Annotated in this window: 21 protein-coding genes; 8 read left to right on the top strand and 13 right to left on the bottom strand. The window is 56.1% G+C overall.

Annotation, left to right across the window (positions count from 1 at the left end):
• Positions 1-84 precede the first annotated feature (84 nt).
• On the top strand, positions 85-1,251 hold the full coding sequence (gene ompC, locus APT89_RS02000) for a porin OmpC (RefSeq protein WP_048956479.1): 1,167 nt from the start codon (positions 85-87) through the stop codon (positions 1,249-1,251).
• 57 nt (positions 1,252-1,308) lie between these two features.
• On the opposite strand, the gene APT89_RS01995 is transcribed toward ompC, so the two are convergent.
• Positions 1,309-2,172, bottom strand: coding sequence for an N-acetylmuramic acid 6-phosphate etherase (locus tag APT89_RS01995; RefSeq protein WP_060571686.1), 864 nt, complete (start codon positions 2,170-2,172; stop codon positions 1,309-1,311).
• A gap of 165 nt (positions 2,173-2,337) precedes the next feature.
• Here APT89_RS01995 and APT89_RS01990 point away from each other — a divergent pair, with 165 nt between their 5' ends.
• Positions 2,338-3,954 (top strand): sensor histidine kinase, encoded by a 1,617-nt coding sequence (locus tag APT89_RS01990; RefSeq protein ID WP_060571685.1) that lies wholly within the window; start codon positions 2,338-2,340, stop codon positions 3,952-3,954.
• Entirely contained in the window at positions 3,951-4,670 is a 720-nt protein-coding gene (gene dcuR / locus APT89_RS01985; protein WP_060571684.1) for a two-component system response regulator DcuR, read from the top strand. Before APT89_RS01990 ends, dcuR begins: the two co-directional genes overlap by 4 nt.
• Here dcuR and APT89_RS01980 read toward each other — a convergent pair.
• On the bottom strand, positions 4,651-5,613 hold the full coding sequence (locus tag APT89_RS01980; protein WP_060571683.1) for an FAD:protein FMN transferase: 963 nt from the start codon (positions 5,611-5,613) through the stop codon (positions 4,651-4,653). The two genes, dcuR and APT89_RS01980, sit on opposite strands and share 20 nt — an antisense overlap.
• A 58-nt stretch (positions 5,614-5,671) precedes the next feature.
• Complete coding sequence (locus APT89_RS01975) at positions 5,672-8,452, bottom strand: flavocytochrome c (protein WP_060571682.1); 2,781 nt, start codon at positions 8,450-8,452, stop codon at positions 5,672-5,674.
• Positions 8,453-9,063: 611 nt separating this feature from the next.
• Here APT89_RS01975 and APT89_RS01970 point away from each other — a divergent pair.
• On the top strand, positions 9,064-10,572 hold the full coding sequence (locus APT89_RS01970; protein ID WP_023325580.1) for an anion permease: 1,509 nt from the start codon (positions 9,064-9,066) through the stop codon (positions 10,570-10,572).
• A 53-nt stretch (positions 10,573-10,625) separates the two neighbouring features.
• On the top strand, positions 10,626-12,275 hold the full coding sequence (gene fumA / locus APT89_RS01965) for a class I fumarate hydratase FumA (RefSeq protein ID WP_060571681.1): 1,650 nt from the start codon (positions 10,626-10,628) through the stop codon (positions 12,273-12,275).
• On the opposite strand, the gene APT89_RS01960 is transcribed toward fumA, so the two are convergent.
• The gene (locus APT89_RS01960) at positions 12,264-13,157 is read right to left on the bottom strand and encodes a LysR family transcriptional regulator (RefSeq protein ID WP_072201647.1); all 894 of its coding nucleotides are present in this window, start codon (positions 13,155-13,157) and stop codon (positions 12,264-12,266) included. The two genes, fumA and APT89_RS01960, sit on opposite strands and share 12 nt — an antisense overlap.
• Before the next feature lie 107 nt (positions 13,158-13,264).
• Here APT89_RS01960 and APT89_RS01955 point away from each other — a divergent pair, with 107 nt between their 5' ends.
• The 3 genes from APT89_RS01955 (at position 13,265) to APT89_RS01945 (ending at position 16,924) form a co-directional block, all read left to right on the top strand.
• Entirely contained in the window at positions 13,265-14,560 is a 1,296-nt protein-coding gene (locus APT89_RS01955; protein WP_060571679.1) for a serine hydrolase domain-containing protein, read from the top strand.
• Positions 14,561-14,821: 261 nt separating this feature from the next.
• Complete coding sequence (tcuC, locus tag APT89_RS01950) at positions 14,822-16,117, top strand: MFS transporter (RefSeq protein WP_060571678.1); 1,296 nt, start codon at positions 14,822-14,824, stop codon at positions 16,115-16,117.
• A 15-nt stretch (positions 16,118-16,132) separates the two neighbouring features.
• Positions 16,133-16,924 carry a substrate-binding domain-containing protein gene (locus APT89_RS01945; RefSeq protein WP_060571677.1) on the top strand — a complete coding sequence of 264 codons (792 nt, stop codon included), beginning with the start codon at positions 16,133-16,135 and terminating at the stop codon, positions 16,922-16,924.
• Here APT89_RS01945 and APT89_RS01940 read toward each other — a convergent pair.
• The 9 genes from APT89_RS01940 to APT89_RS01900 all read right to left on the bottom strand — a co-directional run bounded on the left by APT89_RS01940 (position 16,899) and on the right by APT89_RS01900 (position 26,041).
• The gene (locus APT89_RS01940) at positions 16,899-17,798 is read right to left on the bottom strand and encodes a LysR family transcriptional regulator (protein WP_041909325.1); all 900 of its coding nucleotides are present in this window, start codon (positions 17,796-17,798) and stop codon (positions 16,899-16,901) included. The genes APT89_RS01945 and APT89_RS01940 overlap by 26 nt on opposite strands.
• A gap of 100 nt (positions 17,799-17,898) precedes the next feature.
• Complete coding sequence (locus APT89_RS01935; protein ID WP_060571676.1) at positions 17,899-18,420, bottom strand: chemotaxis protein CheW; 522 nt, start codon at positions 18,418-18,420, stop codon at positions 17,899-17,901.
• Positions 18,417-20,372 carry a chemotaxis protein CheA gene (cheA, locus tag APT89_RS01930; RefSeq protein WP_060571675.1) on the bottom strand — a complete coding sequence of 652 codons (1,956 nt, stop codon included), beginning with the start codon at positions 20,370-20,372 and terminating at the stop codon, positions 18,417-18,419. Before cheA ends, APT89_RS01935 begins: the two co-directional genes overlap by 4 nt.
• On the bottom strand, positions 20,359-21,264 hold the full coding sequence (gene motB, locus APT89_RS01925; protein ID WP_060571674.1) for a flagellar motor protein MotB: 906 nt from the start codon (positions 21,262-21,264) through the stop codon (positions 20,359-20,361). Before motB ends, cheA begins: the two co-directional genes overlap by 14 nt.
• Positions 21,261-22,157: a flagellar motor stator protein MotA gene (motA, locus tag APT89_RS01920; protein ID WP_041909317.1), complete on the bottom strand. Its 897-nt coding sequence runs from the start codon at positions 22,155-22,157 to the stop codon at positions 21,261-21,263. Before motA ends, motB begins: the two co-directional genes overlap by 4 nt.
• Before the next feature lie 84 nt (positions 22,158-22,241).
• On the bottom strand, positions 22,242-22,817 hold the full coding sequence (flhC, locus tag APT89_RS01915) for a flagellar transcriptional regulator FlhC (RefSeq protein WP_041909315.1): 576 nt from the start codon (positions 22,815-22,817) through the stop codon (positions 22,242-22,244).
• Between the two features lie 2 nt (positions 22,818-22,819).
• On the bottom strand, positions 22,820-23,170 hold the full coding sequence (gene flhD, locus APT89_RS01910) for a flagellar transcriptional regulator FlhD (protein ID WP_041909314.1): 351 nt from the start codon (positions 23,168-23,170) through the stop codon (positions 22,820-22,822).
• Between the two features lie 361 nt (positions 23,171-23,531).
• Positions 23,532-24,257 carry an RNA polymerase sigma factor FliA gene (gene fliA / locus APT89_RS01905; protein ID WP_041909313.1) on the bottom strand — a complete coding sequence of 242 codons (726 nt, stop codon included), beginning with the start codon at positions 24,255-24,257 and terminating at the stop codon, positions 23,532-23,534.
• Between the two features lie 158 nt (positions 24,258-24,415).
• A complete protein-coding gene (locus tag APT89_RS01900) occupies positions 24,416-26,041 on the bottom strand; it encodes a methyl-accepting chemotaxis protein (RefSeq protein ID WP_041909311.1) in 1,626 nt (541 codons plus the stop codon).
• Between the last annotated feature and the right edge of the window lie 69 nt (positions 26,042-26,110).

Below are 26,110 nucleotides of genomic sequence, written 5' to 3'. Positions count from 1 at the left end.
ACGAGCCATAGAATAGTATCAGAAACGTAATTACGGAGGGTGATTACATATATTCATATAAATTATCTTTAAAGGGAATATATAATGAAAAGAAAAGTTCTGGCAATTCTTGTACCCGCATTATTAATGGCTGGCGCGGCAAACGCGGCTGAAATGTATAACAAAGACGGTAATAAAGTTGACCTGTACGGCAAGGTTGACGCGCGTCATACCTTCTCCGACAACGCGGGCGACGACGGCGACGAAACCTACGTGCAGATTGGTTTCAAAGGCGAAACGCAGATTACACGCGATCTGGTCGGTTACGGTCAGTGGGAATATAAAACCTACGCAAATGATACCGAAAACGCCGGGGACACCTCTTTTAACCGTCTGGCCTATGCGGGCCTGAAATATGGCGAATACGGTTCATTCGACTACGGCCGTAATTACGGCGTCGTGTATGACGTTGAAGCCTGGACCGATATGCTGCCGGTATTTGGTGGCGATTCCTACACCTGGACTGACAACTATATGGTTGGCCGTACCAACGGTGTTGCGACCTACCGTAATAATGATTTCTTCGGTCTGGTTGATGGACTGAACTTCGCGCTGCAGTATCAGGGTGCTAACGAAGGCGCAAACGCTAACGAAGATCAGGAAGGCACCAAAAACGGTCACGACGACGTACGCTTCCAGAACGGCGACGGCTTCGGTATGTCTACCACCTATGACTTCGACTTCGGCCTGACCCTGGGTGCGGCGTATTCTTCCTCTGACCGTACCAACGATCAGGTTGCTTATGGCGCGGGCAACTATAACCGCTTCAGCAAATACGCAGGCGGTGACCGTGCAGACGCATGGACCGTTGGCGCAAAATATGATGCTCAAGGCGTCTACCTGGCGATGATGTACGCGGAAACCCGCAACATGACGCCGTACGGCAGCGACGGCATCGCCAACAAAACGCAGAACTTTGAAGCCGTAGCGCAATACCAGTTTGACTTCGGTCTGCGCCCATCCCTGGCGTGGGTCTATTCCAAAGGCATCGATCTGGGCGGTAACGATTATCACCCACGCAATGGCTATGACTATGTAGACCAGGATCTGGTTAACTACATCGACCTGGGCATGACCTACAACTTCAACAAGAACTTCTCCACCTACGTTGATTATAAAATCAACCTGCTGGACGAAGATGACGCCTTCTACAATGACAACGGTATTGCAACCGACGACATCGTTGGCATCGGCATGATCTACCAGTTCTGATCCCTGAAAATACTAAAGCCCGCATTTGCGGGCTTTTTTGTTTCAAGGGACACTATTTTACGGCGATTCCTGCAGCGCCACGCGGATAAACCCGTTATTCTGCGCCAGCAGCTCATGGGCTTTCCACGCATCCAGACCGGTCAGCACCATCAACACCGCCGTTTTACAGTGGTGGTTACAGCTCTCCAGCGCGGCCTTTGCCTGCGCCCGGGTGCATCCCCCCGCCTCCATCACGATGGCGATCTGCCGTTCGGCCCATTTGGTACTGCTTGCCTCAAGATCCACGCGCAGGTTGCTGTAAACGCGCCCGGTGCGAACGGCCAGCGCGGTGGTAATCATCGAGAGGATCATTTTTTGCGCGATCCCCGCCCTGGTATTGCGATACCCGGCAACCACATCAGCCCCAAGCTCTGGGGCAATTACCATGCTTGCCAGCTGTGCTGCTTCACTTTGTGCATCACCGGTGATGACCGCAACCGGCGCTCCCAACGACCAAGCATGCCGCATTGCCCCCCAGACCCACGGCGTTTTTCCGCTGACGGTCACGGCAAGCATCATATCGTGTTCATCAAATTTAATGGCCTGCAGGTCAGCCACCCCGCGCTCGTAGCCCCCATCCCCCTCTTCTGCCGTCACGGCAATTACCGGCGTTTTACCCGGCGCATACTCATCTGCAGCCTGTTGTGCGATGCAGCCTGACGGGCCCGCGCCGACAATCACCAGACGGCCGCCGTGGTTGAGCGCCGAGGCGGCGTTATCCACCGCGCGGGCGATTGTCGTTAAGCAGGGGGTTATAGCAGCAGAAATGCGTGCATCTTCCTCGTGGATAACCTTCAGCATGTCCAGCGTGGACAATCTATCTATATTCATCGTGCTGGCGTGCCGTCTTTCCTTGACTGAACCGGTAAGCGTAATGCTCATAAACAGCCTCCTTATTATGAGTACCCACACACTATAAAGTGTTTTATATAGATGACCTGCGAGTGGGGTCACGAAAAGAAGAGTAAATCGACGCTTTTACATGGCTTTAAGAAAAGCCCATCATCAGCGATAATCACTCCCTTTCTTAGTCATCGCGGAGTGTTGATGAGCGATTTGCAGCCTTTCCCTCTGACGCGCAAGCGCCCCATGAAACTGTACACGCTGGTCACGTTGATGGTGTCCGCGATTATCGCCTCGGTGTTGCTGGTAGTTTTTGCGCTCTATTCCGTGCAGATCACCCGGGCGACCCGCGATGATGTAAAAGATACCGCTCTGGGCATCGCCCGCACGCTGGCCGACAGCCCGGAGATCCAGCGCGGCCTGATGCAGTCGCCGCAGGCCGACATCATTCAGCCCATCGCTAAAGCCGTCACCCAACGCAACGATCTGCTGCTTACCGTTGTGACCGACATGCGGGGGATTCGCTACTCGCACCCGAACGAGGCGCTCATCGGCCTGCATTTTATCGGCAACGATCTGGAACCCGCGCTGGAAGGCAAAGAGAATGTCTCGGTTAACCGTGGTGCCCTCGCCGAGGCGCTTCGCGTTTTCACGCCGGTCTATGACAGCCAGCACGATCAGATCGGGGTCGTCGTGGTCGGGATCTCCCTCAAAAAGGTGGAAGACCAGATAGCCCGCGGGCGGCTCAACGCGCTCTGGACGATTCTGTTCAGCATCTTTATGAGTTCGATGGCGATATGGGGTCTGGTACGGGTCCTGAAACGCATCCTGTTCGGGCTAGAACCCTATGAAATCTCCGCCCTGTTCGAACAGCGCCAGGCGATGCTGCAGTCGCTTCGCGAAGGGGTACTGGCCGTCGACATTCACGGCCGCGTGACGATGATTAACCACGCTGCCAGAGAGATATTACTTCTCCCCTCCGGCAAGCAGACCGAAAACACCAGCGAGCCGCTGCTGGCAAGCCTGCGTGAGGTATCGAAAACCGGGATTGCGCGTCAGGATCAGGAGATTAGCTGCAACGGACGACTGCTGCTCTGCAACATGGTGCCGGTCAAAAGCCAGAATCGGGTGATCGGGGCTATCAGCACCTTCCGCGATAAAACTGAAATCAGCCAGCTGATGCAGCGTATTGATGGCATGGTCAACTACGTCGACGCCCTGCGCAGCCACACGCACGAGTTTATGAATAAACTGCATGTGATCCTCGGCCTGCTGCACATGAAGCGTTACGACAAGCTGGAGGAGTATATCATCCAGACGGCGCATAATTACCAGACGGATATCGGTACGATACAGAGCAAGGTAAAGTCCCCGGTCGTTGCCGGGTTCCTGCTGGGCAAAATCAACCGGGCGAAAGAGGCCGGCATCACCCTGACGCTGGCGGATGAAAGCCTGATACCGGATACCGGCAGTGAAGAGCAGGTTGCGGTGCTGATCACCGCGCTGGGTAACTTAATCGAAAACGCGCTCGACGCGATGGCAGGACAGCAGGAAGGCGAGATTGGCCTGCTGCTGCATTATCAGAATGGCTGGCTCAGCTGCGAAGTCAGCGACGACGGCCCCGGCATTGATCCCACTCAGCTGGAGGCTATTTTTACTAAGGGGTTCTCAACAAAAGGTGAAAACCGCGGCGTTGGGCTGTTCCTTGCTCGCCAGCAGATCCAGAACCTGGGCGGCGATATCACCGTCGAGTCTGAGCCTGGCGTATTTACCCAATTTTTTGTTCACATCCCCTGGGATAGCGAGAGGAATATCGCGTGATAAATGTATTAATTGTCGATGATGACGCCATGGTAGCCGATCTCAACCGTCTGTACGTCAACCGTGTTGAAGGCTTCAGCTGCTGCGGCGTCGCCTCCACGCTCAATCAGGCCAGGGCCTTTATCAATAACCCCTGCCAGCCTGTCGATCTGGTGCTGCTGGACGTCTACATGCAGCAGGATAACGGGCTGGATCTGCTGCCCGATATTCGCGCGTCAGGCCGCCCGATTGATGTGATTATGATCTCCTCGGCCGCCGATGCCGCCACGATCCAGACCTCCATCCACTACGGCGTGGTGGATTATCTGATAAAGCCGTTCCAGTTCCCGCGCTTTGAAGAGGCGCTGAACGGCTGGAAGGCAAAGCACAGCCTGATGGGCTCGCACCAGTATTACGAGCAGGCGGACGTCGACAGGCTGATCCACGGCGGCGCGCCGGAGCTGGCGGACACTAAAAAATTGCCGAAGGGGTTAACGCCGCAAACGCTGCGCACGATTTGCCAGTGGATTGATGGCCACCCGGAGACGGAATTTTCCACCGACGATCTGGCTAACGCAGTCAATATCTCCCGCGTCTCCTGCCGTAAGTACCTGATTTGGCTTGCGCAGATCAACATTCTGTTCACCAGCATTCACTACGGCGCCACCGGGCGTCCGGTGTACCGCTACCGCTTACAGCCGGAACAGATCGGGCTGCTCAAACAGTACTGCCAATAACGCGGTAGCTCTCGTCCAGAAGGGTAAAACGGAAGTGGTGCATCGAGGAGATCACCACTTCTTTTGTTTTGGTCACAAAGATAGCTTCAATATCGGGGCGCGCACGCAGGGCGGCACAGCCCTTTTCTACCCCCATGCCGTACATCAGCGTGGTCCAGATGTCGCCATCAATGGAGTCTTTTGAAATGATAGTGACGCTCTCCAGCTCGTTGTCGAGCGGATACCCGGTGCGCGGATCGAGAATATGGTGATAGCGCTTGCCGTTCTGCTCGAAGTAGCGCTCGTACGTTCCCGAGGTCACCACGGAGAGGTTCTCCACCGTCATCGCACCGATAAGCGCGTCACCGGCAAACGGTTTTTTTAGCCCCACGCTCCAGCCACCTTCCGGCGAGCCTAACGTCTGGATGTTTCCGCCGAGGTTGATCAGCCCCAGCTCAGCGCCCTCTTTGCGCAGGTAGTCCCGCACCCGGTCGGCGATATAGCCTTTGGCGATGGCCCCCAGATCAATCTCCATCCCCGATCTGGTCAGAAACACGCTGGTCTGCGCCTCATCAAGGATGACCTCCTCGGGCCGGGTTATCGCCAGCAGGGACGCAATGTCATCGGCAGGCGGAACGCTGTCTCCCTGAAAGCCAATCTTCCAGCGCTTCACCAGCGGGCCGATAGCCAGGTTAAACGCGCTGTCTTTTAGCATGCTTGCCGCTTTGGCACAGCGGATCAGTTCAAACACCGGACGACTGACGGCAACCGGATGCTGGCCCGCCGCATGGTTGATGTCCATCACCTGGGAATGCGCCCGGTTAACGGTGAGGAGATCTTCGTACTGTTTGATCAGGCGGAAAACGCGGGACGCGAGGGCTTCGTCATGGGAGAAGAGCTTCAGGAGAATGGGCGAGCCCATCAGAACGGCGGTGTAGCTGTAAACGCGATGGCTATCAGGCATTGCATGTGTCCTCAGATGTAGCCCCGGCAGGCACCGCGCCGCCGGGGAGACAGGAGCCTTACGTTCTTTTTGAGCGCATCGCCGCCTGATGTCCTGCAAGGGTACCAAAAATAATGATATCCGCCACCGCGTTACCGCCGATACGGTTGCCGCCGTGGATCCCCCCGACCACTTCACCCGCCGCAAACGCCCCCGGCAGTACGTTGTGGTTGCTGTCCAGCACGCAGGTTTCGGTGTTGATGGTCACGCCGCCCATGGTGTGGTGCACGCCTGGCGCAATCTGAATAGCGTAGAAAGGCCCTTCGTTGATAGGCGCACGCAGCGCGGTGGTACGACCAAAATCGTCATCGTGCTGTTTTTCAACGAAACCGTTGTAACGTTCCAGGGTCGCGAGGAAAGCGTGGTGATCCATACCGAGCGCTTCCGCCAGCGCTTTTGGCGAGCTGGCGCTGGTCACGAAGCCTTTCGCAATATACTCATCCGCGGCTTTGTTTTTAGCACGTACGTGCTCGTCAAAGACGATGTACGCGTATTTCTCCGGCAGCGCGATGATTGACGCCGAGACTTTATCGCGGGTCGACATTTCGTTGTAGAAGCGCTCCCCTTTCTGGTTGACCAGAATCGCCCCGCCCCCGCGGATGGATTCGGAAATCAGGTACGAGGTGTTCTGCTCAACGGTGGGGTGAATTTGGATTTCGCCCATATCCACGGTGCCCGCCCCGATGCGCTCCAGCAGCGCGATGCCGCCGCCGGTTGCCCCTTTGTGGTTGGTGGTGACGAACCCTTCCAGATCCGGACGGTATTTGACGACCATCTGGCTGTTGGCGCTGAAGCCGCCCGTCGCCACGATCACGCTTTTCGCTGCCACGGTGACGGTTTCGTTCTCTTCGGTGGTCAGGCGAACCCCGGTCACTTCACCGTTCTCGAAGATAATGTCGCTGACGGAGGTATCCAGCATCACCTCGATGTTACGTTTGTTGACGTTACGCACCAGGCCGCTGATCAGGTAGCCCCCCACCGCAGAGCCGTCTTTTGGACGGTGAGTACGGTCGATGCTCATCCCACCGGTGGTGGTGATGTCGTTCAGCATGATGCCGCGCGTTGCCAGCCACTCAATCGCCTGCGGCGCGTTCTCGACAAAGCGGCGCAGCAGTTCAGGGTTGTTCTTGTTGCCGCCGCCTTTCAGGCTTTCCTGGTAGAACAGCTCTTTGCTGTCCTGAATGCCCTTCACGCGCTGGAAGCGGGTTTCGGCGGCATTCATACCGGCAGAGGCTTTAATGGTGTTCCCGCCGATGGTCGGCATCTTCTCAACAATCAGCACGCTCGCGCCTTCGTCGTGAGCCTGAATCGCCGCCGCCAGACCGGCGCCGCCGCTACCGACAACAACCACGTCCACGCTGCGGGTTTCGTTCGGGTCCACGCCCTCTTCCGCTGCCAGCGCTTTGCTGGATTTCAGCATCGCTTTAGAGACCGCTTTCTTCACCGCTTCACTCTGGCTGGTTGCACCGGTGATGGCATCCACGTGCGGGGTATTGGCGTCAAGAATGCGGGTACGGATCTCTTCAAAGCTGGTGACGAACTCAACGTCATCGCTCGGGCCAGAGGCCAGCTCGATGTCCGCAATGCGGTCGGTTTCCAGACTGACGTTAATCACCAGCTCGTTCGCGTCGTCCTGCACCTTCTCGGTGAACATGCCCGGTTTGAATTTCGATTCGCCCATGCTCATGTCGCGGATCATCGCTTCCACCAGCGAGAAGCGCCACAGCGGTTCAGGAATGCTCAGTTCCTCGCGTTTGGTGCTGTCCATAAACAGCTCAAGGCTTTCACCCGCCGCGATGCGGTCGGTCCAGTCCGGGTAGGCAATAGTGGCGCGGCCAACGGCAATCAGGTCGTAACCGTGGTCCAGCGCTTCATTCACGTCTGACGCATTCACCACGCCGCCCACGCCCATCACCGGAACCTGCGCCAGGGTTTCAGAGCGCATCGCGCAGTATTTTTCGATCAGCGGCGTCGGGTCCTGGGTGTCGACAATGGACGGACGCAGAGTCGCGCCGACGGAGAAGTGCAGGTAGTCCACGCCGCGCGCCGCCAGTTTCTCCAGCAGGTACATGGTGTCTTCAAAGCGGATGCCCGGCACTTCCAGCTCTTCAGGGGAGAAACGGTAGCCAATAATAAACGCGTCGTCCGCGTACTGGCGCACCATTTTGTGGGTGATGTCCAGCACCGCCAGCGGGAACTTCGCGCGGTTGTCGCGGCTGCCGCCCCACTCGTCGTCGCGCTGGTTAGAGTTTGGAGAGTAGAACTGCTGAATCAGGTAGGTGTTCGCCCCGTGGATTTCCACGCCGTCAAAACCGGCCTGGATGGCGCGGCGCACGGCTTCACCAAACTTGCCGATCATGCCTTCCACTTCTTCGGCGGTCAGGGCAACCGGCGTTGCGGCACCGTCACGCGGCGCGGCCACGGCGCTTGGGCCAACCGGGGTACGGCCACCGATCAGTTTCGGATCAACCATGCGGCCACCGTGGTAGATCTGCAGCAGGGCCTTAGATCCTTTGGATTTAATGGCCTCGGCGATTTTCGCCAGCCCGGCGATTTTCTCATCGTTATCAATACCAATTGCCCCCGGGAAGGCAAGGCCGAGATCGTCGACGAAGCAGCACTCCACGATGATGGTGCCAATGCTGCCGGAACGGGCCCGATAGTACTCCACCAGCTCGCTGGTGACGGTGCCGTCATAATAGCCGGTACAGGTGGTCATAGGGGCCATTAACAAACGGTTTTTCAGTTCAGTGCCATTCGGTAATGTGAAGGGGCTAAGAATGCGTTCGTTAGTGCTCATAATAGAAACTCCAAACTTTTAAAAATTGAGAATTCGTTATCGGATTGATTTTTTATTTCGTCGTTTTTTGCCGATGTCATGATATTAATATAATGATTTTTTTAGTTTCTAAAGTTATTACGTTAGTTAAAAAACTATTTAATCCCTGTGATAACACTAATAATACATTGGTGTTAGCGATTGTCATTCAGGCATTCACAATATTTTAAAATACGTTAAATAAAAAATGGTAAAACCATTTCGCCAAAAACCAAAAACACCCTTTAAAATCAACTGAATAGGAGTTATTAAAATTTCGAATTGTTACAGAAATGATAAAATAAACCCGCAAAAAAAGATAATAACCACATACGCCAGAGTGGTTATTAATAAAAGCATAAAAATAACGCTGCAATTCTGTTTTTTTGATCTCGATCAATAGTCATGGCATTTAAAAGCGCAATATAAAAACATCATCATTTTTTAATTTAACGCACACAAAAAAGCGTTAAATCGCTATTACTGAAAATACAAAAACGCACCTTTAATAACTAAAAAAAGCAAAGAAACTTAAGAAAGCAATTTTGACTTTTCAGTGCGACCGAATTTTTGACAACTTAAGACGTGAAACTATGAATACAAAAACTGCTGTAACGCCCCCTGTGGCGAACCAGGCATCAAATGGAAACGCAAAACGTCTGCTGATGATGGCACTGCCCGTCATCGTCGCCGTACTGCTGCTGTTTGTTCCGGTACCGGAAGGACTGCCTCCTTATGCATGGCACTACTTCGCCATCTTCGTCGGCGTGATCGTCGGTCTTATCTTCGAACCCCTGCCGGGCGCGGTGATCGGCCTGACCGGCGTGGTCGCCATTGCCCTGTGCAGCCAGTGGGTGCTGTTCAGCCCTGAACAGCTGGCTGACCCGAAATTCAAGCTGGCGGGCGCCTCCTTTAAATGGGCGGTGAGCGGGTTTGGTAACTCCACCGTCTGGCTGATTTTCGGTGCCTTTATGTTCGCCGCTGGCTATGACAAAACCCGCTTCGGCCGCCGTCTGGCGCTGATTCTGGTGAAGTATCTTGGCCGTCGCAGCCTGACGCTCGGTTACGCGATTACGTTTGCGGACCTGCTGCTGGCACCGTTCACTCCGTCCAACACCGCGCGCAGCGGCGGGACCATCTACCCGATTATCGCTAACCTGCCGCCGCTGTACGGTTCAAAACCGAACGACCCCAGCGCGCGTAAGATTGGTTCGTACCTGATGTGGGTGGCGATCACCGCGGCCTGTATCACCAGCTCAATGTTCCTCTCCGCCCTCGCGCCAAACCTGCTGGCCCTGGCGCTGGTGAAAAGTACGGTTGGGATCGACATTTCCTGGGGGACCTGGTTCCTCGCCTTCCTGCCGCTGGGCATCCTGCTGATCCTGACCATGCCGCTGCTGGCCTACTGGTTCTACCCACCTGAAGTCAAAGTGAATAACGAAGTGCCGCTGTGGGCGACCCGCGAGCTGGAAAAACTGGGCAAACTGTCGCGCAATGAGATCCTTCTGCTGGTGTTCGTATGCTGTGCGCTGTTGATGTGGATCTTCGCTGCCGCATGGATTGAGCCTGCCATGGCGGCCCTGCTCATCGTCGGCCTGATGCTGTGGACCGGCGTGCTGGAGTGGAACGATATCACCGGTAACAAAGCTGCATGGAACACCTTCGTCTGGTTCGCCACCCTGGTGGCGCTGGCGGATGGCCTCTCCTCTACCGGCTTTATCAGCTGGTTAGGTAAAGAAGGCGGCCTGCTGATGAGCGGTATCTCTCCGGGCGTGGCGACCATCGTCCTGCTGCTGGCGTTCTACCTGCTGCACTACCTGTTTGCCAGCACCACCGCGCACACCACGGCGCTGCTGCCAGCGATGCTGACCATCGCCTCCACCATTCCGGGCATGAATATGGAAGTGTTCGTTCTGCTGATGGTGACCTCGCTGGGCGTGATGGGGATCATCACTCCGTACGGTACTGGCCCAAGCCCGATTTACTACGGTAGCGGCTACCTGCCAACCAAAGACTACTGGCGCCTCGGCACCATCTTCGGTGCCATCTTCCTGGCGGCCCTGCTGCTGATTGGCTATCCGTGGATGTCCATGATGTTCTGATTCCTGACCGCCGGACTTCTCCTCCGGCGGTTTTATTTTTGTGGAGCAATACTATGTCAAACAAACCGTTTATCTACCAGAACCCCTTCCCTCTTTCGCATGACGACACCGAATACTACCTGCTGACCAACGAGCATGTCTCCATTGCCGAATTCGACGGCCAGGAAGTGCTGAAGGTGGAGCCCGAAGCCCTGACCCTGCTGGCGCAGCAGGCCTTCCACGACGCCGCATTTATGCTGCGTCCTTCCCATCAGAAGCAGGTCGCCGCCATTCTTAACGACCCGGAAGCCAGCGAGAACGATAAGTACGTGGCCCTGCAGTTCCTGCGCAACTCGGAAATTGCGGCGAAAGGCGTGCTGCCAACCTGCCAGGATACCGGCACGGCAATCATTATGGGTAAGAAAGGCCAGCGCGTCTGGACCGGCGGCGGTGACGAAGCGGCCCTGAGCCAGGGCGTGTATAACACCTATATTGAAGATAACCTGCGCTACTCCCAGAATGCGGCGCTGGATATGTATAAAGAAGTGAATACCGGCACCAACCTGCCCGCACAGATTGACCTCTACAGCGTCGACGGGGACGAATACAAATTCCTGTGCATGGCGAAGGGCGGCGGCTCTGCCAACAAAACCTATCTCTACCAGGAAACCAAAGCGCTGATTACCCCGGCGAAGCTGAAAAACTACCTGGTTGAGAAGATGCGTACCCTGGGTACCGCAGCCTGCCCGCCGTACCACATTGCCTTTGTTATCGGCGGAACCTCGGCGGAAGCCACGCTGAAAACCGTGAAGCTGGCTTCCACGCGCTACTACGACGCGCTGCCAACGGAAGGCAACGAACACGGTCAGGCGTTCCGCGATGTTCAGCTGGAACAGGAGCTGCTGCAGGAAGCACAGAACCTCGGCCTCGGCGCGCAGTTTGGCGGTAAATACTTCGCCCACGACATTCGCGTGATCCGCCTGCCGCGCCACGGTGCCTCCTGCCCAATCGGCATGGGGGTCTCCTGCTCCGCTGACCGCAACATCAAGGCGAAGATCAACCGCGACGGGATCTGGATTGAGAAGCTTGAGCACAACCCGGGTCAGTATATTCCGGAGTCACTGCGCCAGCAGGGCGAAGGCGACGTGGTGAGCATCAACCTGAACAAGCCGATGAACGAGATTCTGGCGCAGCTTTCCGCGCATCCGGTCTCTACCCGCCTGTCGCTGAACGGCACCATTATCGTGGCGCGCGACATTGCCCACGCGAAGCTTAAAGAGCTGCTGGATAACGGCGAAGCGCTGCCGCAGTACGTCAAAGATCATCCGATTTACTATGCGGGTCCGGCAAAAACCCCGGAAGGCTACGCGTCTGGCTCACTCGGCCCGACCACGGCGGGGCGCATGGACTCGTATGTCGACCTGCTGCAATCCCACGGCGCGAGCATGATCATGCTGGCGAAAGGCAACCGCAGCCAGCAGGTGACGGACGCCTGCCATAAGCACGGCGGCTTCTACCTCGGCAGCATCGGCGGCCCGGCGGCGGTGCTGGCGCAAAACAGCATTAAGAGCCTGGAGTGTGTGGCCTATCCTGAGCTGGGTATGGAAGCGATCTGGAAAATTGAGGTGGAGAACTTCCCGGCGTTTATTCTGGTGGATGATAAAGGCAACGACTTCTTCCAGCAGATCCAGAATAAACAGTGCAAAGGGTGTTCACAGCGCTGAGCGTTTCCATAACGCCGGAAGCAGCGACAGCGTATCGTTGATTAACCCGCGCTTGTCGCTGCCCGGCTTCCAGATGGTGACCATCGTCTGGCTTATCCCCTGGCTGCCCACTTCGGTGGGCAGCCTTTTTACGTTTTTCCACTGCGTTGCGTGAAGATGGGTCGGCAAAAACCCCCAGCCGCAGCCCTGCTCCAGCAGGCCGCGCAGCATCTCCAGTTCGTTAGTGAAAAGCGTGTGCCCTGAAATTTGCAGGCGACGGGCAACCGGCTCGTCTGATGCGGCATGCATAATCACCTGTGGGACCAGAGAGAGATCGAGCAGCGACACCGGCGACGCAACCTCCGCAAAAAGCGCCGTTGCGGCGTAAAAATCCATTTCGATCGCCCCCAGCGCCCGCCACTCCATCTCATTGCCCACGCTGCGGTTGCGCGCCTGGCAGATCCCCAGATCGGCCTGACCGTTTGCCAGCATCGCTTCCGCTTCATCGCGCGATGCGCTGGTCAGGCTCAGGCGGATCTTTTTCGTCGCCAGTGTGGCAATCAGCGCCTGTAAAAAGGCTCTGGGGGTGAACGGATCGTAAACGAGAGCAATGTCCTGCGTCGCGCTGTCCGGTACCGATCTGGCAAACGCCTCAAACGCTTTGACCTGCCGCATCAGCAGGTGCGCCTGCCGCTGAAGCTGCTCCCCCTCCGGCGTCAGGCGCAGGCTGCGCCCCTCCCGCAGGAACAGAGCGTAGCCCAGCCCATCCTCAAGAAAATCGATCAGATCCCTGAGGGTAGTGCGATCTTTGCCGAGTTTACTGGCCGCCTTCATCAGGCTGCCGTGCTCAGCAACGGCGGTGAACGCCTCAAGCTGGGCAAAGGAATAGATCGGTGATGCCATATCATTCTCCACGCGATTTTTCCGGGGGATTTTCCCCCATAACGCGTTTTTTATTATAGGCCGCAGGTTCTTAAACTGAAGTCCTTCCTGAGCCAAACGAGATAAATATGAAAATCAAAACAAACCGCACGCTGCTCGCGGCGCTGGTTGTCAGCAGCCTGCTCTCGCCCGCCGTTATGGCGGCCTGCAACGGTACCGACCTCACCACCTGTCCGGCGCCTTTCGATGCCAGACTCCCGGACGCGCATACCATGCTCACCTGGAGCCAGTCCGACCGCGTGGTGGGCTTCCGCAATGACTACCGCAACTATGCGGGCGATGTGTTCCGCCACGGCAACGCTACGCCGCTGCTGGCGGCAGACAAACCGCTCACCGATGCCCGCTACCAGGTTAACGGCAAGATTTACAATCTTCAGGATTACCTGAAACGGCAGAACGTCAGCGGCATGCTGGTGCTGAAAAATGGCAAAGTGGCCTATAAATACCTGGGAGAAGGCAATACCGACTCAACGCTCTGGACCTCACGTTCCGTGGGCAAATCCGTGGTCTCGGCGCTGGTTGGGGTCGCGATCAAAGAGGGCAAAATTCGCTCCCTTGATGACCTCATCACCCAATACGAACCGGATTTGAAAGCCACCGCATGGGACGGCGTGACGCTGAAACAGCTCATCACCCACACCTCCGGCGTGGCGTGGAATGAAGACTATACCGACCCGAAATCAGACTTCGCTCAGCTGACCCAATGTGAAGCGAAACCGGGTACCTATGACTGCGTGCGCACGCTGGTGAAAGGGTTACATCGCGAACACCCGGCGGGCGAAAACTGGTCATACTCCTCAGGTGGCGCATGGCTACTGGGGGACGTGCTTGAACGCGCCACCGGCATGACGCTTGCGGCGTATCTGGAGAAAAGCATCTGGCAACCGTACGGGATGGCGAGCGACGGCGTATGGCATGCCTACCGCAAGGGCCAGCACGACGTCGGCGCCCACGGCTTTAACGCCACGCTGGAAGACTGGGGGCGTTTCGGCGAATTTATCCTGCATAACGGTACGCTCCCCTCAGGCAAACAGATCCTGCCTGACGGCTGGGTGAAGCAGTCCGCAGACTGGACGCAGGCAACGGGATCGGTGTCAAAGGCGCACCCGAAAGGGTTGTACGGCTATCAGTGGTGGAATAACGAGGTGCCCGCTACGGCCACGGGGATTAAGCCAGCGGTGCAGGACTACCTGAAAGATTCACTCTGGGCGCTGGGTATTTTTGGCCAGATGATCATGGTTAACCAGAAAGAAAATCTGGTTATCGTCCAGTGGTCCACCTGGCCGCAGGCTGAGCCGTCATTCAGCGCCCAGCCGCTGGAAGCGTCGCTGATGTTTAGCGCGATAGCGAACGCGCTACGCTGAATAGAATAAGCCAGGCCCTGCCTGGCTTATCTTCTGCGCAATGTCACAAAAAAGGGATATCAGCCACTTAGCAGAATGCGGTGAATGAAAAATAAATGAATTGTTAAGTTATTGTTAGAACCGTAAATCCTGGTCAACGTCCTGTCATTGATGCACACCACGCATCAGTTCATGCGCGATTTGCGCTTATTAATTTCCGTTTAATGAGCCAGTTTTCAGAAACAGACGGACAACACGTCAATAATAAAACTGGAGACTACGATGATTTCCTCAACCCCACCTGCAACCGTTCGCGCAAGAGCGGGCGCGATACTTCGCGTCACCTCCGGCAACTTCCTTGAGCAATTCGATTTCTTCCTGTTCGGGTTTTATGCCACCTACATTGCGCATACCTTCTTCCCGGCGAGCAGTGAATTTGCCGCGCTGATGATGACCTTCGCCGTCTTCGGCGCGGGCTTTTTGATGCGCCCCATCGGGGCAATCGTGCTCGGCGCGTATATTGATAAGGTTGGCCGCCGCAAAGGGCTGATCGTCACGCTGTCGATTATGGCGGCGGGAACCTTCCTGATCGTGCTGATCCCTTCCTATGAAAGCATCGGCCTGTGGGCGCCGCTGCTGGTGCTGATGGGGCGCTTGCTGCAGGGCTTTTCCGCCGGGGCGGAGCTTGGCGGGGTGTCGGTCTATCTGGCAGAAATCGCCACGCCGGGCCGCAAGGGCTTTTATACCAGCTGGCAGTCCGGCAGCCAGCAGGTGGCGATTATGGTGGCGGCGGCAATGGGCTTTGCCCTGAACGCACTGATGGAAGAGAGTGCCATCCGCGAATGGGGCTGGCGCATTCCGTTCCTGTTTGGCTGCTTAATCGTGCCGTTTATCTTTATCCTGCGCCGCAGGCTTGAAGAGACGGAAGCGTTTCGCGCGCGCCGCCACACGCTGGTGATGCGTCAGGTCTTTACCACCCTGCTGGCGAACTGGCCGGTTGTGGTTGCAGGCATGCTGATGGTGGCGATGACCACCACGGCGTTCTATCTGATCACCGTCTACGCGCCGACCTTCGGCAAAAAAGTGCTGATGCTGAGCGCCTCTGACAGCCTGCTGGTCACGCTGCTGGTGGCGATCTCTAACTTTATCTGGCTGCCGGTGGGCGGCGCGCTGTCGGACCGCTTCGGACGCAAACCGGTACTGATTGCCATGACGCTTCTGGCGCTGGCGACCAGCTACCCGGCGCTGACGCTGCTGGCGCAGTCCCCAAGCTTCACCATGATGCTGAGCGTGCTGCTGTGGCTCTCTTTCCTGTACGGCCTGTATAACGGCGCGATGATCCCGGCGCTGACGGAGATCATGCCCGTTGAAGTGCGCGTGGCCGGTTTCTCGCTGGCGTACAGCCTGGCAACGGCGGTCTTTGGCGGTTTCACACCGGTGATTTCTACCGCCTTAATTGAGTACACCGGTGACAAAGCCTCCCCGGGGTACTGGATGAGCTTCGCCGCGGTCTGTGCCATGCTGGCAACGCTCTATCTCTACCGTCGCAGCGCGCTGCATCTGCAAACAGCCCGTTAATCCGGAGAGGATGATATGCACACATTTATACGTTCAGGACTGACCGGGCTGGTATTGCTGGCAACCAGCGCAGCGGCGCTGGCCCAGGAGGTGACCGTTATGATCTCGGGCGGTTTTAAAGCCGCCCTGGAAAAGCTCGCGCCAGAGTATGAAGCCAAAAGCGGTGACCGCATTGTGCTGATCCCGGGGCCGTCCATGGGACAAACGCCCCAGGCCATCCCCAACCGCCTGTCGCGCGGTGAAAAAGCGGACGTGGTGATTATGGTCGGGGATGCGCTGGCGCATCTGGCGAAGGACAGAATGGTCAAAGACGGCTCGCGCGTTGAGCTGGCGGATTCGCCCGTCGGCGTGGTGGTCAAAGCAGGCTCGCCGGTGCCGGATATCGCTACGGAGGCTACCCTGCGCCAGACCCTGCTGAAGGCGAACGCTATCGCCTACTCCGACAGCGCCAGCGGGCGGTATGTGCAAACTCAGCTGTTTAAAAAACTGGGAATTGAAGAGCAGGTTGCGGGAAAAGCGCACAAGGTTGAGCGGATCCCGGTCGCGTCTGAAGTGGCAAAAGGGAATTACAGCATCGGGCTCCAGCAGGTGAGCGAACTGCTGCCTGTTCCGGGGGTAACCTTTGTCGGCAAGCTCCCGAATAATCTGCAATACATTACTCGTTTTGCCGGTGCAGTGACGGCCCACGCGGATCATCCCTCAGAGGCGCAAGCGCTGCTGGATTACCTCGCGTCAGCCAGCTCGCGAGAGACCATTACCGCTACCGGGATGATCCCCGTCGCTACGCCGCACGATAGCGCGCGGTAATCAGCGTTTCCAGCTCGGCGGCAATCCATGACTGAATACGCCCGCTGCGCCGAATCAGCCCGACGGTGCGTTTGACTTCGGGTTCGGTCAGCGGGATCTGCGTCAGAATCGAATGTTCAGCGTGCGGCATTGACATCGCGGGGACGGCCGCAATGCCAATCCCCGCTTCCACCATCCCCAGCATCGTGGTCACGTGGCGCGTTTCACAGATCCCCGGACGCTCGGGCTTAATGTGGCCGAGCATCTGGTCGAGCAGGTTGCGGTTTCCGGAGGTGATATCCAGGCTGATGTAATCCTGCTGATAAAACGCCTGCCAGGTCAGATTCTTACGCCCCGCCAATGGATGATCGCGACGGCATGCGGCAACGTACACATCCTCCACCAGCGGAATAAACGTGATATCCGGCTGCAGGCTTCTCGCAAAACAGATCCCAAAATCCGCCTGACCGCTGGCCACTGCCTCTATGACATTCCCCGCGCTGCTGTCGATAAGCTTAATGCGCACGCGCGGAAAGCGGCTGTGGAACTGGCGGATGACCTCGGGCATAAAATGACAGGCAGCCGAAGGCACAGTGGCGACGGTGATCAGCCCGGTGCGCTCCTCGCTCACCTTGTCGATATCGGCCAGCATCGACTCCACGTTTTCCAGAAGCACCCCACAGCGCTCGGCAAAGGTTTGCCCGAAGAGCGTCAGCGTCACGCGTCGGGTGGTTCTGTCGAACAGTTTGGCCCCCACTGCCGCCTCCAGCTTTTCGATGCGGCGGCTTAAGGCAGACTGAGAAATGCAGATAGATTCTGCCGCAATACGGAAATTACCGTATTCCACCAGGGCTCTGAAGGCGTAAAGATCGTTGAGGTCGAAATTGACGGGCATACTTTCTGGCAATCCTTAGCGCTTCTGGAAACTCGAACATTCATAATAGCGAGTTATGAATCAGCGGCAACCTTCGCCGCTGATATGCGCCCGGAAAGTGCTATGCGCAACAGTGTTCGTCAATGTATGACTCGGCCGCCGACTCTACCAGCGCCATCTCCTCGCGGCTCAACAGCCTCTCAATATTCACCAGAATAATCATTCGGCTGTCGAGCACCCCCAGCCCAAGCAGGTAACGGCCGGAAAGTACCGAGGCCACGTCCGGGGTCGGCTTGATGTTATCCACGTGAATCGACAGCACGTCCGCCACGCCGTCAACCACAATGCCCACCACGCGGTCATTCAGATTAAGCACAATGACCACCGTTTTGTCGTCCTGCGACGGGTCAGGCAGTTCAAAGCGCACGCGCAGATCCACAATCGGCACTATCACGCCGCGCAGGTTAGTGACGCCGGTAATAAAGTTTGGCGCGTTCGGAATACGCGTCAGGCGGTCGCAGCCCCGGATCTCCTGCACTTTGAGAATATCAATGCCGTACTCTTCGTCGCCCAGGCGGAATACCAGGTACTCCTGCGCGGTAGCGTCAGCGGCGGTGGGTTTACTGGCGGTTGCTACAGTCATGCTATTACCCCCTCCCTCTGGGGTTGTGGAACGTTGAGCGTCGACAGCTCAACCACATCAAGGATCAGCGCCACGCTGCCATCCCCGAGGATGGTCGCTGCGGAGACGCCAGGCACTTTGCGGTAGTTATGTTCTAGATTCTTAACCACCACCTGCTGCTGGCCGATAAGCTGATCGACCCACAGCGCATAGCGGCAGCCCGCGCTTTGCACGATAACCACAATGCCGTCGTCGGCAGGCGCTTCGCCCGCTACCGAGAGGCGCTGGCGCAGCAGCACCAGCGGCAGATATTCCCCGCGCACCTGCAGGAGCCGCTCTTCACCCACAAAGCGGCACAGCATCTCGTCGGTTGGGCGCAGCGATTCCATCACCGCGCCCAGCGGCAGAACGTAAATCTCGTCCCCCACCTTCACCAGCATGCCGTCGAGGATCGCCAGCGTCAGCGGCAGGATAATGCGGATAGTTGTTCCGGCACCGGGCGTCGATAGCACGTCCACGTGGCCGCCCATCGCCAGAATATTGCGTCGGACCACGTCCATCCCCACGCCGCGCCCGGATACGTCCGTCACGCTCTCGGCGGTGGAAAAACCGGCGGCGAAGATCAGCATCCACACATCGTCATCGCTCATGGTGTCGCTGATCGCCATCCCCTGCGAACGGGCTTTGGCGAGGATTTTTTCCCGGTTAAGGCCAGCCCCATCGTCGCTGACTTCAATCACAATATTGCCGCCGTGGTGTTCAGCGGAGAGCGTCAGGTTTCCGGTCACCGGTTTCCCTTTGGCGACGCGCGCCTCTTTCTCTTCAATACCGTGGTCGAGGCTGTTACGCACCAGGTGGGTAAGCGGGTCGATAATGCGCTCGATCAGGCTCTTATCCAGCTCGGCGGACCCGCCTTTGAGCGTCAGTTCGACCTCTTTATTGAGACGGGAGCCCAGGTCGTGCACCAGCCGCGGGAAGCGGCTAAAGACGTAATCCATCGGCATCATACGAATGGACATCACCGACTCCTGCAACTCGCGAGTGTTTCGCTCCATCTGCGCCACGCAGCCCGACAGCAGATCGTAGCTGGCCGGATCGAGGGTTCTCGACAGCTGGGAGAGCATCGCCTGAGTGATGATCAGCTCGCCGACCTGGTTGATGATCTGATCAACTTTGCTCACCGCTACGCGAATGCTGCCCGACTCCTGATTCGCCGCCCGCGAGGCTGGCGACACTTTTTTGGCGACGGTCTCTGGCGCGGCAGCCGGTTTTTGGTCCGGCTCTGGCGCAGGTGCGGTCACGGGCTCTGCGGGGTTCACCGCAATTTGCTTACTGTCCACTACAAAGCAGAGTACGGCGGTGATATCGTCCCCCGAGGCGGTGGTCAGCAGCGTGACCGTCATGCTGTCCGGCGTCGTCTCGATTTGCGTAATCTCGCCCATATTGGTCAGCTCGTCGCGCAGCATCGTCTGCTCGCGCTCCCCGACGTTATGCAGGGTCACCACCAGCGAAGTTTCCGTCTCCTGCGCCGCGCTGACGGGCTGCGCTGCTGCGGGTTCAGGGGTTGCCGCTGGCGGCGCGGGCTGTTGGCCCTCAAGGGCAATCTCCCTCAGGGCTTCACAGATATAGCGATAACGGGCTTCATCAGGCTCCTGCGAAGACTGATAGGCTTCCAGCTGCGCTTGCATAATGTCCTTACATTCCAGAAAAAGGTTAATGATTGACCGACTGAGCGCCCTCTCCCCTGCCCGCGCCTGATCGAGGAGGTTTTCCAGCAGGTGGGTTGTCTCCTGTAATGCACTGAAGCCAAAGGTGGCCGCCCCCCCTTTCAGCGAGTGCGCCGCGCGAAAGATGGCGTTCAGCTGCTCCAGGTCCGGCGCCGCGACGTCAAGCTGCAGCAGCAGCTGTTCCATTTCGGCCAGCAACTCTTCCGCCTCGGTAAAAAAGATCTGCGAAAAATCATTCATGTCCATCGGTATAACCCTGCACGTTTTGCAGATTGATATCGTTCAGCACGCTGTCTGCGCGCTGGGACTGGGTATCCTCCAGGCGGATCTCTTGCTCTTTCGCGCGACTGAGGACCAGAATGCTGATGCGGCGGTTGACGGCGCTATCAGGCGACGAGTTGTCCAGCGGCATCCGGCTGGCGGTGCCGATCACGCGTAAAAAGCGCTCATCGCTTAGCCCGCCGCGGACCAGTACCCGGCGGGCGGCGTTGGCGCGCCCGGCGGAAAGCTCCCAGTTGCTGTAGCCGCCGTCGCCCCCGGCATACGGCAGCGAGTCGGTATGCCCCGTCAGGCTCAGCGCGTTGGGCAACTCCTGTAGCAGCGGCACCAGGGCCTGCAGAATGCCGTTCATATAGGACTCCGGCAGTTCGCTACCGACGCGGAACATCGGGCGGTCCTGCGAGTCGGTGATCTGGATCAGCAGGCCGTCGTTGGTGAGGTTCAGCAGAATGTTGGATTTAAAGTTGTTCAGCCGGGGATCGGTTTCGATCATCTTCTGCAGCTTCTCTTTCGCCTGCTTCAGGCTTTCAAAGCGCTTGTGCTTGTCAATCGCGTTGATTTGCCCTTTGAACACTTCGCCCTGCCGCTTGAGGATGTCATCCCCACCGCCGGGGATGACGCTATCGCTGAGGCTGGTTTTATCACCGTTCGCCATCGACGGCTTAAGCGGCATGCGGAAGTAATCCGCAATCAGCTCCCTTTCCATGTCCGTGGACTGGGAAAGCAGCCACATGACCAGAAAGAAGGCCATCATCGCGGTCATAAAATCGGCATAGGCAATCTTCCACGTCCCGCCGTGATGGGCATGTTTCTTCTTTTTACGCTTACGTGAAATGATGACAGGCGTGACGTTCTTCATGCGGCGCTGTCCGAGGCTTTGGTTTTCAGCGTGGCGTTAGATTTGACCTCGCGCACGTGCTCTTCCAGCTCTTCAAACGACGGACGTTCGCTGGTAAAGATAGTTTTACGACCAAACTCCACCGCAATCTGCGGGGCATAGCCGTTCAGGCTGGAGAGCAGCGTGACTTTGATACACTGAAGAATTTTGACCTGATCGGAGCTTTTCTGACGTAGCAGCGTCGCCAGCGGCAAAACAAAACCATAGGCAATAAGAATACCGAGGAAGGTGCCCACCAGCGCGTGGCCAATCAGCATGCCCAGCTCCGCCGCCGGGCGGTCAGCAGAGCCCAGCGCATTTACCACCCCCATCACCGCCGCCACAATACCGAAGGCCGGAAACGCATCGCCCACGGTATTCAGGCTGTGGGCCGGCACTTCCAGCTCTTCTTCGCAGGTTTCAATCTCTTCATCCATCAGGGCTTCGATTTCATGAGAATTCATGCTGCCGCCAATCATCAGGCGGAAGTAGTCGAGGATAAAGTTGGCGAGCATCGGGTCGCTCATCAGGCGGGGATAGGCGCTAAAAATATCGCTGTTCTGCGGATCTTCAATATCCTTTTCCAGCGACATCAGCCCGTGAACACGGCTTTGCGACAGCAGCAGGAACATCAGCGCCATCAGGTCCATATAGACCGCTTTGTTATAGCGCTTGCCCACGAAGACTTTCACCAGCGCTTTTCCGGTGGCCTTCAGGGATTTCACGTTGTTACCGACAATGAACGCCCCGACGCCAGCACCGCCGATAATCAGCAGCTCCAGCGGCTGAAACAGCGCCATCAGATTACCGCCGGACAGAATAAAGCCGCCAAAAACGGTTAGTATGACAACAAGATAGCCAACAATAACTAACACACTCTCTCCTTTTACTTTTTTGACCGATGCCAGTTGTCCCGGCATCAGGTAAACGCCATCTTGCGCACAGCTGTCCGTCAGGGATTACGCCGTCATGATTTCTGGCGAGATCGCGTTCCTTAATAATCCGGTGTTATTCACCTGGGATTTCTTCAGCGCACGCGACGGCGGGCTGCACAAGCTGCAGGTAAATGGGTTTTTAATAAACTCGGTGGTGACGACAAAACCTCCACCACACACGCTGCAGGCTTTACGCGAAATAATGCCGCAGTCGATGAAACGTAATAATGTCCAGGCACGCGTCAGCCCCAGTACCGGCTTCTCATCAGCACAGGTACTGCACTGCTCAAGATAAAGACGATAGGTCTTCATCAACATTTCAATCGAGCGCCCCTGCTCGGTCTTTTTTAAATACAGGTAAATGTTGTAGAACATAGAAGAATGAATATTCTGTTCCCACGACATAAACCAGTCTTCGGAAAATGGCAGCATGCCTTTCGGCGGTGGGCAGCCGCGTAATTCTTTGTATAAACGAAGCAGGCGACGACGGCTCAGCGACGTTTCCGACTCCAGTACCTGCATTCTTGCGCCAAGGGAAATTAAGCCCATGGCAATATTGACCTCATCAATTTCCTGCAGCAGACTTTTTTCACCACACATAATTATGCCCCCTCAGCGGTAATGGCTTCTTCTTCGCTTAAGGCGTTAAGAAGGTTGGTCGACAAAATAATGCCGGTATGAATTTGCTGCAGTGCTTCAATACGTGAATCTTTGGTCAGATTTTCAATCACCACTTCATCATCAACGCGCAATCGACAAATAAGCTGATTGGTGGCCGCCAGCTTCATTAACTGCGGTAACGACAGTTCTTTCAGGTTATCAATTGTCCCTTCAGATAATCCAAGGCGAAAACCCGCCGCAAATTTATCCTGGCGGATCAGCTGCTGGGCCAGCAGAAGATAGGACAGGTTAATATCATGAATATTTTGCAGGTACTCGTCGAAATTAGACACAGGCGAAAACTCCCAATGTTATATAGCCATCAACTGGCATGTCAGTTTAGTCAGATAACGTTTTCGAACTGATGCAGAGAGTCTTTTGGCATTGATATTCACTCAGGTAAGTCAATCTTCCTCAGTAAATGAATGACAATCATGTCAATGCCAAAGGAGGCTGCATCACAAAACTGGCAAAATCATAAACACTAAGTATTTTCCGAACAAGCGACAGAAATTTCTCCAAATTACTGAATCACTATTAACTCATTGATTTTAAAAATTAATAAAGAATTATTAAACCTTATTAAACCTTGATATTAATGATTAAACCTGCATTAAAAGCAGTATTAACAAGATTAATGTTAATGCCTTGTAATTATCTGTACGCCGATTCCATTCGACTGCGCAACCTTTTTAGCGCCAGACTGTGCAACTGACTCACGCGTGTTTCCGTAATGCCTAAAATCAATCCAATCTCTTTCATATTCAGATCCTGAAGATAATAAAGCTGCAGTAACTGCTGCTCTCTCTCGGGGATGAACTGAATATGCCCGGCGATCTGCCCCATCAAATTTTCCTTGATGGTGTCATTGAGCGGATTAAGCTGCTCATGATCGTCACCGCTTGTTTCCCAACTGTCAGCATAATTTTCCTGCAATTCGTCAACCGAGTACATCTGGCTGGTGTTATTATCCGCCAGCATCTGCTGAAATTCCTGCAACGACACGCCCATGCGCTCTGCAATTTCAGCTTCCGTCGCCTCCCCGCCTTTTTCCTGCTCTATTCTCTGAATAATGGCGACGATTTCACGCGTATGGGTTCGTACCCGCCGCGGAACCCAGTCGCTTTCCCTCAGCTCATCTAATAATGCCCATTTTACCCGCTGGGTGATCCACGCCGTGAGCGTCACCCCTTTTTTCGGGTCAAAACTTTCGACTGCGCTTAAAAAACCGATCGAACCCGCCTGAATTAAATCATCCAGCTCGACGCTGGCAGGAAGCCGCTTATGTAACCGCAACGCTTCCTGCCGCACCAGATAGTGATATTTAGACCAGACTACCGATTTATCTTCCAGCCCTTCGGCCGTGTAAATACCATCCACGATTGCATTCCACCTGCTATTCTCTGTGAGAATTATCCGGTGAAATGGCGCATTCAAATAGTGCAATAAGCCTTTATAAAAATGCGCATTCTGTTAATTCATTTGTATTATCGGGCTATTTTAAAAAACAGCGCTATTAATGATGGTAATTAATAAGATTAAAAGGTTTCCCACTGGGCCAGGTCAGGCTCTTTTTGACGCCGTGGTTTATTAGGCTCTTCAACCACGTTCACCATAGTGCTCTCCTGGTTCAGCCTGAACTGCGCTACCAGCCGCTCAAGCGCGTCGGACTGGGCTTCCAGATCGCCCGCCGCCATCGCCGCTTCTTCCACCATGGCCGCGTTCTGCTGGGTCACCAGATCCATTTCGTTAACCGCCTGCGAAATCTGGTTTATACCTGCGCTCTGCTCGTCCGAGGCCGACGTGATTTCACCCATGATCTGCGTCACCTGCGACACGGACGTCACGATCTCCTGCATCACGGTGCTGGCCTGCCCCACCTGACGCGAACCGATATCAATATTGCTCACGCTGGTGTTGATCAGCTGGTTAATCTCTTTCGCCGCATCGGCGCTGCGTTTTGCCAGGTTACGCACCTCTTCCGCGACGACCGCGAAGCCGCGGCCCTGCTCACCGGCGCGCGCCGCTTCCACCGCCGCGTTCAGGGCCAGGATGTTGGTCTGGTTGGCAATACTGTCAATCACGCCGTTGATGTCGGCAATCTGACGCGAGCTGGTGGTGATCTGCGCCATGATCTGCTCCAGGCTCTGCATCACTTCGCCGCCGTTATGGGCATTGTGGCTGGCGCTTTCCGCCAGCTCGCGGGCCGCGTGGGCGTTGTCGGCATTCTGGCGCACGGTGGTCTTGATCTGCTCCATGCTCGCCGCCGTCTCCTGCAGCGCCGCCGCCTGCTCTTCGGTGCGGGAAGAGAGATCGTTATTGCCGTGGGCAATTTCCTGGGCGTTGGTGTGGATACGCTGCACGCTGTCGCGGATCCCGAGGATCGTGCTGGTCAGGGAAGTACGCATGCTCTCCAGCTCGGTCAGCATATTACCGATTTCATTCTGGCTACCGCTTTCAATCTCCTGGCTGAGATCGCCCGCCGCCACGCGGCGCAGCATCTCTACCGTCGTCTCCATACGACGCACCAGGGTGTGGCGCAGCCAGAAACGAATGGCGAACAGCAGACCGACGGCCAGAACCATCACCACAATCCCAACGCCCAGCATGATCTGGTAGCCGCGCTCGGAAGCTTCAATATAGCTCTGGCTCAACCGGGCGCTGGCATCGCTGTACTGATCCACCTTATTACGCAGCGCGGTGCGCAGCTCCATATCATGTTCCAGCGAACCGGTATACCCTGCCGGGTTTTGCAGGTAGCCCAGCTTAATTTCGGCAACCTTATATACCTCGTTGAACGCGGTATTCACCTCGGCGGCCAGACGGCTCTCTTCCGGGGTATTGAACGGCGACGCCATAAAGGCATCCATATTACGGCGCGCAATTTTCACCACGTTCAGCGTGTGTTTGGCCACGTTCTCAGAGACCGGATTACCCAGCGCCGCCTGCAGCATCAGGCCGTTGGTATTGGCCATCACCGCGCTGATGTTATAGGCCGCATCGCGCATCTGATCGTTATTTTCAGAGGCCACGACTATACGTTTAAAATTGGTGTTATTAGAGACCGCGTCATAGACGGAATAGGCTGTTACGCCGAACAGTATCACCGCAAACAGGCCAATAATAAGGCTGATTGCGCTGTAAATTTTGAGTTTCGTTAACATAGTTTCTCACTCGCCGCGCACGGCTTAACCGTACGCGGTGACGCCTGAATAAAGGGAATTAAACGGGTT

This window comes from Enterobacter sp. 50588862 (assembly GCF_001462935.1).
Classification (GTDB): Bacteria; Pseudomonadota; Gammaproteobacteria; order Enterobacterales; family Enterobacteriaceae; genus Enterobacter; species Enterobacter bugandensis.
This window is presented reverse-complemented; position numbering and strand designations above follow the sequence as displayed.

What these genes read in the sequence shown, in the direction of transcription:
- APT89_RS01995 (WP_060571686.1), bottom strand. Translation starts at nt 2,172, where the DNA reads ATGAGCATTACGCTTACCGGTTCAGTCAAGGAAAGACGGCACGCCAGC.
- APT89_RS01975 (WP_060571682.1), bottom strand. Translation starts at nt 8,452, where the DNA reads ATGAGCACTAACGAACGCATTCTTAGCCCCTTCACATTACCGAATGGC.
- APT89_RS01990 (WP_060571685.1), top strand. Translation starts at nt 2,338, where the DNA reads ATGAGCGATTTGCAGCCTTTCCCTCTGACGCGCAAGCGCCCCATGAAA.
- motB (WP_060571674.1), bottom strand. Translation starts at nt 21,264, where the DNA reads ATGAAGAACGTCACGCCTGTCATCATTTCACGTAAGCGTAAAAAGAAG.
- fumA (WP_060571681.1), top strand. Translation starts at nt 10,626, where the DNA reads ATGTCAAACAAACCGTTTATCTACCAGAACCCCTTCCCTCTTTCGCAT.
- APT89_RS01900 (WP_041909311.1), bottom strand. Translation starts at nt 26,041, where the DNA reads ATGTTAACGAAACTCAAAATTTACAGCGCAATCAGCCTTATTATTGGC.
- APT89_RS01980 (WP_060571683.1), bottom strand. Translation starts at nt 5,613, where the DNA reads ATGCCTGATAGCCATCGCGTTTACAGCTACACCGCCGTTCTGATGGGC.
- ompC (WP_048956479.1), top strand. Translation starts at nt 85, where the DNA reads ATGAAAAGAAAAGTTCTGGCAATTCTTGTACCCGCATTATTAATGGCT.
- APT89_RS01960 (WP_072201647.1), bottom strand. Translation starts at nt 13,157, where the DNA reads ATGGCATCACCGATCTATTCCTTTGCCCAGCTTGAGGCGTTCACCGCC.
- APT89_RS01940 (WP_041909325.1), bottom strand. Translation starts at nt 17,798, where the DNA reads ATGCCCGTCAATTTCGACCTCAACGATCTTTACGCCTTCAGAGCCCTG.
- APT89_RS01945 (WP_060571677.1), top strand. Translation starts at nt 16,133, where the DNA reads ATGCACACATTTATACGTTCAGGACTGACCGGGCTGGTATTGCTGGCA.
- APT89_RS01970 (WP_023325580.1), top strand. Translation starts at nt 9,064, where the DNA reads ATGAATACAAAAACTGCTGTAACGCCCCCTGTGGCGAACCAGGCATCA.
- tcuC (WP_060571678.1), top strand. Translation starts at nt 14,822, where the DNA reads ATGATTTCCTCAACCCCACCTGCAACCGTTCGCGCAAGAGCGGGCGCG.
- flhC (WP_041909315.1), bottom strand. Translation starts at nt 22,817, where the DNA reads ATGTGTGGTGAAAAAAGTCTGCTGCAGGAAATTGATGAGGTCAATATT.
- cheA (WP_060571675.1), bottom strand. Translation starts at nt 20,372, where the DNA reads ATGGACATGAATGATTTTTCGCAGATCTTTTTTACCGAGGCGGAAGAG.
- APT89_RS01935 (WP_060571676.1), bottom strand. Translation starts at nt 18,420, where the DNA reads ATGACTGTAGCAACCGCCAGTAAACCCACCGCCGCTGACGCTACCGCG.
- APT89_RS01955 (WP_060571679.1), top strand. Translation starts at nt 13,265, where the DNA reads ATGAAAATCAAAACAAACCGCACGCTGCTCGCGGCGCTGGTTGTCAGC.